General features: G+C 68.1%; 7 protein-coding genes. 6 read left to right on the top strand and 1 reads right to left on the bottom strand.

Annotation, left to right across the window (positions count from 1 at the left end; translation table 11 throughout):
* Window positions 1–302: 302 nt before the first annotated feature.
* Both ileS and DM816_RS35950 read left to right on the top strand, forming a co-directional pair.
* Entirely contained in the window at window positions 303–3,410 is a 3,108-nt protein-coding gene (ileS, locus tag DM816_RS35945) for an isoleucine--tRNA ligase (protein ID WP_117214984.1), read from the top strand.
* A 182-nt stretch (window positions 3,411–3,592) separates the two neighbouring features.
* Window positions 3,593–4,279 (top strand): lysophospholipid acyltransferase family protein, encoded by a 687-nt coding sequence (locus DM816_RS35950; RefSeq protein ID WP_117214985.1) that lies wholly within the window; start codon window positions 3,593–3,595, stop codon window positions 4,277–4,279.
* On the opposite strand, the gene DM816_RS35955 is transcribed toward DM816_RS35950, so the two are convergent.
* A complete protein-coding gene (locus tag DM816_RS35955; RefSeq protein ID WP_162908180.1) occupies window positions 4,276–4,791 on the bottom strand; it encodes a Uma2 family endonuclease in 516 nt (171 codons plus the stop codon). The two genes, DM816_RS35950 and DM816_RS35955, sit on opposite strands and share 4 nt — an antisense overlap.
* Before the next feature lie 55 nt (window positions 4,792–4,846).
* Between DM816_RS35955 and DM816_RS35960 the strand changes: the two genes are divergently transcribed.
* The 4 genes from DM816_RS35960 to DM816_RS35975 all read left to right on the top strand — a co-directional run bounded on the left by DM816_RS35960 (window position 4,847) and on the right by DM816_RS35975 (window position 10,511).
* The gene (locus tag DM816_RS35960; RefSeq protein WP_117214986.1) at window positions 4,847–6,763 is read left to right on the top strand and encodes a TIGR03960 family B12-binding radical SAM protein; all 1,917 of its coding nucleotides are present in this window, start codon (window positions 4,847–4,849) and stop codon (window positions 6,761–6,763) included.
* Window positions 6,764–6,798: 35 nt separating this feature from the next.
* Entirely contained in the window at window positions 6,799–7,509 is a 711-nt protein-coding gene (locus DM816_RS35965) for a TIGR03936 family radical SAM-associated protein (RefSeq protein WP_162908181.1), read from the top strand.
* 53 nt (window positions 7,510–7,562) lie between these two features.
* Window positions 7,563–9,854 (top strand): Rne/Rng family ribonuclease, encoded by a 2,292-nt coding sequence (locus DM816_RS35970; protein ID WP_425455316.1) that lies wholly within the window; start codon window positions 7,563–7,565, stop codon window positions 9,852–9,854.
* A 129-nt stretch (window positions 9,855–9,983) separates the two neighbouring features.
* The gene (locus tag DM816_RS35975; protein ID WP_117214988.1) at window positions 9,984–10,511 is read left to right on the top strand and encodes a hypothetical protein; all 528 of its coding nucleotides are present in this window, start codon (window positions 9,984–9,986) and stop codon (window positions 10,509–10,511) included.
* Window positions 10,512–10,701 lie beyond the last annotated feature (190 nt).

The raw sequence follows: 10,701 nt of genomic DNA on the forward strand, positions 1-10,701 counted from the left end.
CAGGTCGCGGCCGTGGCTGCGTGCTCCCGGTGTGGTGGGTGGGGTGCGGGCGGGACACGGGAAACCCGGTGGGGAGGTGGTGGGCAGGTCGGGTAATCTGGGCACACAGGCATCGACCCGGCCATCACCGGTGAGCCTCCGGAAGAACGGATCAGCATCCTAGTAGAACCGGACGGGTGGGCCCGTCACAGCCCTGATACAAGAGCGGCGTGCCGACTCGGTGCGCAAGCGAGGTGGTACCGCGGGCAATTGCTCGTCCTCGCACTGTTGATGGCAGACAGTGATCATGAGGAGCTCGCGAGATGGGTTATCCACAGGTGACGCCTTCGCCGGACTTTCCTGCGCTGGAGCGGTCGGTTCTTGACTATTGGGCCGCGGACAAGACGTTTGCCGCCAGCGTTGAGGGCAGGGAGGCGGGCGTCAATGGGTCCAACGAGTTCGTGTTTTACGACGGGCCGCCCTTTGCCAATGGGCTGCCCCACTACGGGCACCTGCTGACGGGTTACGCCAAGGACGTCGTGCCGCGCTACCAGACGATGAAGGGGCGGCGGGTCGAGCGGCGGTTCGGGTGGGACTGCCACGGCATGCCGGCGGAGGTCGAGGCCGAGAAGCAGCTGGGCATCACGACCAAGGCCGAGATCCTGAAGATGGGCGTGGCCGCGTTCAATGAGGCGTGCCGCACGTCGGTGCTGCGCTACACCAGTGAGTGGGAGCGCTATGTGACCCGGCAGGCCCGCTGGGTCGACTTCCAGAACGACTACAAGACGCTCGACCTGAACTACATGGAGAGCGTCATGTGGGCAATAAAGACGTTGTGGGACAAGGGCTTGGTGTATGAAGGCTTCCGCGTGCTGGCGTACTGCTGGCGCTGCGAGACGCCGCTGTCCAACACCGAGACCCGGATGGATGACGTCTACAAGGACCGGGTCGACCCGACGCTGGCTGTGTGGTTCAAGCTCGATACCGGCGAAAAAGTCGCGGTGTGGACCACCACGCCGTGGACGCTGCCGTCCAATCTGGCTTTGGCGGTCGGCCCCGACGTGGACTACGCGGTGCTGGAGAAGGACGGCGAGCGTGTGATCGTGGGCGCGGCCCGGGTTGGTTACTACGGCGCGGAGCTCGAGGGATACCAGCAGGTCGAGGTGGTCAAGGGCCGCGATCTGGTGGGCCGCCGCTATGAGCCGCTTTTCGATTTTCTGGTACCGCACGCGGGCCCCGAGGCCTACAAGGTCCTCGGCGCCGACTTCGTGACGGTCGAGGACGGCACGGGCGTGGTCCACCTGGCCCCGGCCTTCGGCGAGGAGGACCAGGCGGCGTGCAACGCGGCCGGCATCCCGACCATAGTGACGGTCGACGATCGCGCCCGCTTCACCGCGCTCGTGCCCGCCTACGAGGGCGAGCAGGTGTTCGAGACCAACAAGCCGATCGTGCGCGCGCTCAAGGAGCGCGGGGTCGTGCTGCGGCACGAGTCCTACACGCACTCCTACCCACATTGCTGGCGTTGCGACACCCCGCTGGTCTACAAGGCGGTGTCGAGCTGGTTCGTGAAGGTGACAGCCATCAAGGATCGCATGGTCGAGCTCAACCAGCAGATCGACTGGACGCCCGCGCACATCAAGGACGGCCAGTTCGGCAAGTGGCTGGAGAACGCGCGCGACTGGTCCATCAGCCGCAACCGGTTCTGGGGCTCGCCGATCCCGGTGTGGAAGTCCGACGACCCCAACTATCCGCGCATGGATGTCTATGGTTCGCTGGCCGAGCTGGAGCGCGACTTCGGGGTGAAGGTCACCGACCTGCACCGCCCGGTCGTGGACGAGCTGGTGCGGCCCAACCCGGATGACCCCACGGGCAAGTCGATGATGCGGCGCGTGCCGGAGGTGCTCGACTGCTGGTTTGAATCCGGCTCGATGCCGTTCGCCCAGGTGCACTATCCATTTGAAAATGTGGATTGGTTCGAGAATCACTATCCAGGCGATTTCATCGTCGAATACACGCCGCAGACCCGCGGCTGGTTCTACACGCTGCACGTGCTGGCGACGGCGTTGTTCGACCGGCCCGCGTTCCGCAGCTGTGTCGTGCACGGCACGCTGCTGGGCGAGGACGGGCGCAAGATGTCCAAGAGTCTGCGCAACTATCCGGACGTCTATGAGATGTTCGACCGCTACGGTGCCGACGCGATGCGCTGGATGCTGATGAGCTCTCCCGTGCTTCGTGGCGGTGACAATCCGGTGTCGGAGGCGGCGATCCGCGATGCGGTGCGGCACGTTCTGCTTCCCATGTGGAATGTCTATTACTTCTTTACGTTGTACGCCAACGCCTCCGGCTATCGGGCGAAGGAGCGCAGCGATTCGGGGCATGTGCTCGACCGCTACGTGCTGGCCAAGACGCGTGAGCTGGTCGAGACCGTGACGGGGCAGATGGACGCGTATGACGTGTCCGGCGCGTGCGGGAGTGTGCGGTCCTATTTGGACGCGCTCACCAACTGGTATGTCCGGCGCAGCCGGGACCGGTTCTGGGCGGGCGACACGGACGCGTTCGACACGCTCTACACGGTGCTGCTCGCGCTCTCGCGCGTGATGGCCCCGCTGGCGCCGCTGACCACGGAGGAGGTCTATCGCGGCCTGACCGGCGAGCGGTCGGTGCACCTGTCCGACTGGCCGTCCGCCGACGCCTACCCGGCCGATCACCGCCTGGTCGCGGCCATGGACCGGGTGCGTGACGTGTGCTCGGCCGCGCTGTTCCTGCGCAAGGGCAAGGGTTTGCGTGTGCGGCTGCCCCTGGCCAAGCTGACCGTCGCGGTCGCCGAGGCCGAGTCGCTGGCCGGCTTCACCGATCTCGTCAAGGACGAGGTGAACGTGAAGGAGGTCGTGCTCACCGCCGACGTCGCGGCGCACTGCGAGCAGGTGCTGACCGTCGTGCCGCGGACGCTCGGCCCGCGCGTGGGTGGCGCCGTGCAGCAGGTCATCAAGGCGGTCAAGGCGGGCGAGTGGTCGCTTGTGGACGGTGTGCCGACGGCGGCCGGGGTGACCCTGCAGGCCGGCGAGTACGAGCTGCGTCTGGTCGCGGCCGACGCCGAGCATTCGGCGCCGCTGCCCGGGGAGGCAGGTGTGGTCGTGCTCGACACGGCGCTCACGCCGGAGCTGGTCGCGGAGGGCCTGGCCCGAGACGTGGTGCGGGTGGTGCAGCAGGCGCGGCGCGAGGCGGATCTGGCTGTGACCGACCGCATAGCTCTGACGATCGAGGCGTCGGCTGAGGTCGAGGCGGCCGTGCGGGCGCACGAGGAGTTCGTGGCCGGTGAGACGTTGGCCTCATCGGTGGGCTTCGGATCCGTACCAGAAAATGTCTTTGTCGGTGAGGCCGGGGAGGGCGAGCAGGTCAGGGTGCAGGTAAACCGCCTCCAGGCCGGTTAACGCGGTTCAACTCCGTTCAGGCGAAGCCGTGCTCTTGCGTGGCTGAGGTCGGCGCGTAGCGAACCGGAGCGGGCTCACCGCCGCCCTTCTGCGGCGGTGCAAGGCCCGTGACGGGCCGTCCGACCTCAGTCACTGCCGGGAAATGGGGTATCTTCAGCTCGTTCTGGAGGAAGGGAATCGCCGTGCCGGTGCTCTATACGATCGGGATGTGGACAGCCGCGCCTGCCATCAGGCAGATCTGGCGTCCCAGGGTCGAGGGAATCGAGCACGTCCCCACCTCTGGTGGAGCGATCTTCTGCGGCAACCACATTTCCGTGGCCGACGAGTTCTTCCTCGGCGCGGTGATCGACCGGCCGATCGCGTTCTGGGCCAAGGAGGAATACTTCGAGAAGACCGGCATCACCGGGCTGTTCTACAAGGGCCTGATGAACGGTCTGGGCGCGATCCCGGTGCACCGCTCGGGTGGGCGGGCGGCGCTGAGCGCGTTCGACGCGGCCATCCCGCACCTGCAAAACGGCGGTCTGGTGTGCGTCTATCCGGAGGGCACACGCTCGCCCGACGGCCGGCTCTATCGGGGCCGCACGGGCGCGGCCAGGCTGGCGATGGCCGCGGGCGTGCCGATCGTCCCGGTCGGCACGATCGGCACCGACAAGGTCCAGCCCATCGGGCAGGTGATGCCCTCGGTGATGGTGCGCGACCAGGTGACGATCAAGTTCGCCAAGCCGATCGATGCGAGCCAGTGGAAGGACGCCGACTCGCAGAGCTCGGCGGCGCGCGAGATCACCGACACCCTGATGTCGACGATTCAGCAGCTCACCGGCCAGACTTACGTGGCCAAATACGCGCCGAAGCGGGAGAAGAAGGGCTAGCGCTCTTCCAGCTCGGACAGCAGAGCCCGCTCGGCAAGTCCGTAGCCGCCCTCGGGCGTGAGCTTGTAGATCTCCACTTGCGCGTCGTTAGGGTTCTCGGGGAGTCGGCCTACCAGCCAAAACTCGGGTATGCGCGCAGCGGCGTACTTTGCTGGCTTGGCATTCTTGTCGCGATTGACCGACTCAGGGGAAATCACCTCGACGACACAGGTCACGTCTGCGGCCGGAAACTGGGAGCGATCAAGGTCGACTGGCTCGCGGAACACCACCACGTCTGGAATAGGCACATCGCGCGGGCCCAACACCACACCAATCTCGCGCAGGACTTCACGCTTCGCGGCGCGGAAAAGATCTTCTACGCGCCGGGCTGTTGCCGAGTGCCAGGCCATCTGGGCCGCCGCCATCACGACGAGGTTTCCTTCCCACAGCTCCAACCGCGCGCCATCCGGCTCGGGAATCTTCTCGAACTCATCGGCGGTCAGCGGCAGACTCGGCAGATCGGTGATGAGCATATGTCGAGTATCGCGCACGCGGGGTGTCCGGGCGAGCCCGGTACGCTTAGTGGTTATGCGTGGCGAGTCGGTATTTCCCCAGCTTGAGCAGTTGCTGCCGCTGGTGAGCAAGCCCATCCAATATGTGGGCGGCGAGCTGGGCGCGACGGTCAAAGAGTGGGACTCGGCGACCGTGCGCTGGGCGTTGATGTATCCCGACGCCTACGAGGTGGGGCTGCCCAACCAGGGTGTGCAGATCCTGTACGAGGTGCTCAACGAGCGCGAGGGCGTGCTCGCCGAGCGGACGTATGCGGTGTGGCCGGATCTGGAGAAGCTGATGCGCGCCAACGGTGTGCCGCAGTTCACGGTCGACTCCCACCGGGCGGTCGGCGACTTCGACCTGCTGGGTGTGTCGTTCGCGACCGAGCTGGGCTACACCAACCTGCTGACCGCGCTCGATCTGGCCGGGATTGCGCTCATGGCCCGCGAACGGGGCGACGACGACCCGATCGTGGTCGCGGGCGGGCATGCCGCGTTCAACCCGGAGCCGATCGCCGACTTCATCGACGCCGCCGTGCTCGGCGACGGCGAGGAGGCGGTGCTGGAGATCACGGACATCGTGGCGGCCTTCCGTAAAGAGGGGTCGCCGGGCGGCCGGGAGGAACTGCTGCTGCGGCTGGCCCGCACCGAGTCGGTCTATGTGCCGCGTTTCTACGACGTGGACTATCTGCCCGACGGGCGCATCCAGCGGGTGGTGCCCAATCGGGCGGGCGTGCCGTTCCGGGTCCACAAGCGCACGACGATGGATCTGGACGCGTGGCCGTACCCGAAAAAACCCTTGGTGCCCTTGGCCGAAACGGTTCACGAGCGGTATGCGGTCGAGATTTTCAGAGGGTGTACCAGGGGCTGCCGCTTCTGCCAGGCCGGCATGATCACCCGTCCGGTGCGGGAGCGGTCGATCACCACGGTCGGCGAAATGGTCAAGCAGGGGCTGGAGTTTTCCGGATTCCAGGAGGTCGGGCTGCTGTCGCTGTCGTCGGCCGATCACTCCGAGATCGGTGACATTTGCAAGGGCCTGGCCGACCAGTACGACGGCACCAACGTGTCGCTGTCGCTGCCGTCGACCCGGGTCGACGCGTTCAACATCGATCTGGCGCAGGAGCTGTCGCGCAACGGCCGCCGTACCGGTCTGACGTTCGCGCCCGAGGGCGGGTCCGAGCGGATCCGGCGCGTGATCAACAAGATGGTGTCGGAGGAGGACCTCATCCGCACCGTGGTCACGGCCTACACCAACGGCTGGCGCCAGGTGAAGCTGTACTTCATGTGCGGCCTGCCCACCGAGACCGACGACGACGTGCTGCAGATCGCCCGCCTGGCGCACGAGGTCATCAAGTCGGGGCGGGAGGCCACCGGCTCGCGCGAGGTGCGCTGCACCGTCTCCATCGGCGGTTTCGTGCCCAAACCGCACACGCCGTTCCAGTGGGCGCCCATGGAGCGCCCCGAGGTGATCGATGCCCGGCTCAAGCTGCTCAAGCAGGCCATCAACGCGGACCGTTCGCTGGGCAAGGCGATCGGCCTGCGCTACCACGACGGCGAGCCGTCGCTGATCGAGGGGCTGCTGGCGCGCGGTGACCGCCGGGTGGGCGCGGTGATTCTGGAGGTGTGGCGCCAGGGTGGCCGCTTCGACGGGTGGAGCGAGCACTTCTCCTACCGGCGCTGGGTCGACGCGTGCGCGGCCACCGGCGTGGACCTGGACTGGTACACGACCCGCGAGCGCGAGGAGGCGGAGGTCCTGCCCTGGGACCACCTCGACTCGGGCCTGGACAAGGAGTGGCTCTGGAAGGACTGGCAGGACGCCCTGACCGAGTATGAGCAGGACGACTGCCGCTGGACGCCGTGCTTCGACTGTGGCGTGTGCCCGTCGATGGACACCCACATCCAGATCGGCCCGACCGGCCGCAAGCTGCTCCCGCTGACGGTCGTGTCAACGTGAGCAAGCGACAGCCACCCGGCGGGCAGGCGCCGGTCGTGCAGCGCGTGCGGATCCGCTACGCCAAGCGGGGCCCGCTGCGGTTCACCTCGCACCGCGACTTCGCCCGCGCGCTGGAGCGGGCGATCCACCGGGCGAACCTGCCCATCGCCTATTCGCAGGGGTTCACCCCGCACCCCAAGATCTCGTTCTCCTCGGCCGCGCCGACGGGCGTCGCGTCCGAGGCCGAATACCTGGAGCTGGGGCTGCGCGTGGCCATGGAGCCCGAGAAGCTGCGCGAGGCGCTCGACGCGGCCCTGTCGCCCGGTCTCGACGTCGTCGAGGTGGTAGAGACAAATACCACAGACAGCCTCGCCGAACGGCTCACCGCCTCGCACTGGCGCATCGAGCTGCCGGGCGTGTCGCCCGACGCGCTCAACGCCGCTGTCAAGGCATTTCTCGAACGCACTGAGATCCTGGTGGAGCGGCTTACCAAGCAGGGCAGACGCACGTTCGACACCAGGGCCGCGGTGGTAAATCTTGCCCCGGCTGCCGGACCTACGGGTTTGACCGGCTCGCCATGTGCCATACTCGACCTTGTCGTACGGCAGGTCACCCCGTCCGTTCGACCCGATGACGTCCTGTCCGGCCTGCGTGTGGCGGCTGACCTGGAACCGACGGCACCCGCTCGGGTGACCCGACTGGCTCAGGGCACGCTGACCCCGCAGGGGGAGATCGTCGATCCGCTTGCGTTGGATCGTCCTCGGTAAAACAGACTTACGCGACCAGGTGGCCGCGAGAACATAGTGGCGGTCCTGAGTGGCTGCGTGAGTGCGGTGAAGCGCTCGTGCGCCCGGGCCCGCCAGGACTTGGAGAACAGTTTTCTATGCTCGACAACGAGCCCAACGAACGGCCCACCGAGGCCGTCACCGAAGAAGTCACCGAGACGCCCAAACGTCGTCGCGTTCGCAAGAGCGCGGTCGCTGCGGCCGAGCCGGAGCCCGCCGAGACCTCTGCGGCGGAGCCCAAGGAGGAGCGGCCCAAGCGCCGCCGCAAGGCCGCGGCTGACGCGGAGCAAGAGCCGCCGATCGAGTCGGTCGGGGAACCCGAGCGCAAGGCTCCCTCCGCCCCCTCCGTGCTGTTCATGGCGCCCTCGATCGCCGAGCAGGAGCAGCAGGAGCAGGAGGCCGAGGCCCCGCTCAAACGCAAGCGGGAGCGCAAGCGCAAGCATGCCGACGCCGAGCCGGTCGAGGAGGTGGCCCCGCCGCAGGAGGAGCCCGCCTCCGAGGAAGAGGACGAGGCCAGCCGCCGCAGGCGCAGGGGGCGCCGCGGGCGTGGCCGTGGCAAGGGCAACTCCGACGGCGAAGAGGAGCCCGTGACCGAGGCCGTCGCCGAGGGCGAGCCCGAGCCCGACGAGGACGAGGGCGCGCCGCTGCGCCGCCGCCGTCGCCGCCGGCGCAAGGGCGAGTCCGACGTCGAGGCCGACGAGGACATCCCGACCGTGGTAAAGATCCGCGAGAAGCGGGCGCCCGCGGGAGACGAGGTCCAGGGGGTCACCGGCTCCACCCGGCTGGAGGCCAAGCGCCAGCGCCGCCGTGACGGCCGGGAGCAGCGCCGCACCCGCCCGCCGATCCTGACCGAGTCCGAGTTCCTGGCCCGGCGCGAGGCGGTCGACCGGGTCATGGTGATCCGCGAGCGGGGCGACCGCACGCAGATCGCCGTGCTGGAGGACGGCGTGCTCGTCGAGCACTACGTGACCAAGGCTTCGGCCTCGACGATGGTCGGCAACGTGTACCTGGGCAAGGTGCAAAACGTGCTGCCCAGCATGGAGGCCGCGTTCGTCGACCTGGGCCGGGGCCGCAACGCCGTGCTCTACGCGGGCGAGGTCAACTGGGACGCGGCCGGCCTGGAGGGCAAGGCCCGCTCCATCGAGCAGGCGCTGCGGTCCGGCGACTCCGTGCTGGTCCAGGTGACCAAGGACCCGGTCGGGCACAAGGGCGCGCGCCTTTCCAGCCACATCGCGCTGTCCGGGCGGCACCTGGTCTACGTGCCCCACGGCAACACGTCCGGGATCAGCCGCAAACTGTCCGATGTGGAGCGCCGGCGGCTGCGCGACATTCTCAAAAAGCTCGTGCCCGAGGGCGCCGGGGTGATCGTGCGCACGGCCGCCGAGGGCGCCTCGGAGGAGGACCTGGCGCGCGACGTCACCCGGCTGCAGGCGCAGTGGGACGACATCCAGACCAAGGCCGGCGAGGGCGGCGCGCCGGTGCTCCTCTACGCGGAGCCCGACCTGGTCATCCGGGTGGTGCGCGACCTGTTCAACGAGGACTTCAAGGAGCTGGTGATCCAGGGCGACAACGCCTCCGAGATGGTCGAGTCCTATCTCGGGCACGTGTCTCCCGACCTGGTCGGGCGGGTGCGGCGCTATGCCGGCGCGGTGGACGTCTTCGCCGCGTACCGCATCGACGAACAGATTTTGAAGGGTCTGGATCGTAAGGTGTTCCTGCCGTCCGGCGGGCACCTGGTCATCGACCGCACCGAGGCGATGACCGTCATCGACGTGAACACCGGCAAATACACGGGCGCGGGCGGCAACCTTGAGGAGACCGTGACGCGCAACAACCTTGAGGCGGCCGAGGAGATCGTGCGCCAGCTGCGGCTGCGCGACCTGGGCGGCATCGTGGTGATCGACTTCATCGACATGGTGCTGGAGAGCAACCGCGAGCTGGTGCTGCGCCGGCTCACCGAGTGCCTGGGGCGCGACCGCACCAAGCACCAGGTCACCGAGATCACCTCGCTGGGCCTGGTCCAGATGACCCGCAAGCGCATCGGCGCGGGCCTGCTGGAGGCGTTCAGCGAGCCGTGTGAGCACTGCAAGGGCCGCGGTGTGGTCATCCACATCGAGCCGGTGCCCGAGCGCAGGGCGCTCCCGCCGGTCGAGAAGGTCAAGGAGGCGCCCGTCAGCGAGGTGCTGGACACCGAGGGCTACGACCTGTCGCGCTATGAGAACGGCGACGTCGAGGAGCTCGAAGCGCCCGACGAGGAAGAAGAACACGAAGAGGCACCGGTTCGGCGACGGACTCGCCGGGGAGGTCGTCGCCGCACGCGTCCGTAAGTAAGCTGCGCGGTGGGCTGTGAACTTCGCAGCCACCGCGCCCGGACGCCTCGCGCCGGCCTCGGTGGCGCCAAGACCACGGCTTCGCCCGAACGGAGTTAAACAACCCCTCGTGGAAGGCCCCGCCCCATGCGCCGTCTGTTGGTCGTTGCCGCGCTGTTCGCGCTGGCTGCCTGCTCCGACAACCCCGCGCCGCCCACCGGCAGCAACAACAACGCCAACACGCCGACGACCGCCACGCCGGGCGGCGCCACGGCGAGCCCGGCCACACCGCCACCGGCCGGTGTCCCGGGAGGCGCCGACAAGAAGACCGTCTGCGCCGCCTACACGAAGGTGGAGGGCGACGCGGGCGCGAAGCTGGTCACGATCGTGCCCAAGGCCGCCGAGGCCCTGGGCGACCCGGCCAAGGCGCCGGAGGTGATCACCGAGCTCAAGGCGGCCCTCGCCGAGTACGACAAGGGGCTCGCGGCGGAGGCCAACCGCTCGGCCGACGGTGAGCTGCGCGGCGCGATCGAGGCCGACCTGGGCACGATCAAGGCGACCCAGCGCGCCATCGAGTCGGCGGGCAACGACATGGAGAAGGTCATCAACTCTTTGAACTCGCCGGAGTTCCAGAAGATCGGCGACAAGGTCAAGACACTGTGCGAAGCGAAATAGGAACAGGTACCCCCTGATGAAAAGCATCATCGCGATCACCGTCGCCGTTCTCTTCCTGGGCGCGTGTTCCGACAACCCGCCGGACGCCCTGCCGCAGGGCGGGGGGAGCACCCCGGGCGGCACGGCCAGCGCGACGGCCCCGGGTGGCGGCAACCCCGGCGACCCGAGCGCCGCGCCGGCCCCGGGCGGC

Origin of the sequence: Allorhizocola rhizosphaerae, from assembly GCF_003426775.1 — a bacterium.
In the GTDB taxonomy this organism is placed as follows: domain Bacteria; phylum Actinomycetota; class Actinomycetes; order Mycobacteriales; family Micromonosporaceae; genus Allorhizocola; species Allorhizocola rhizosphaerae.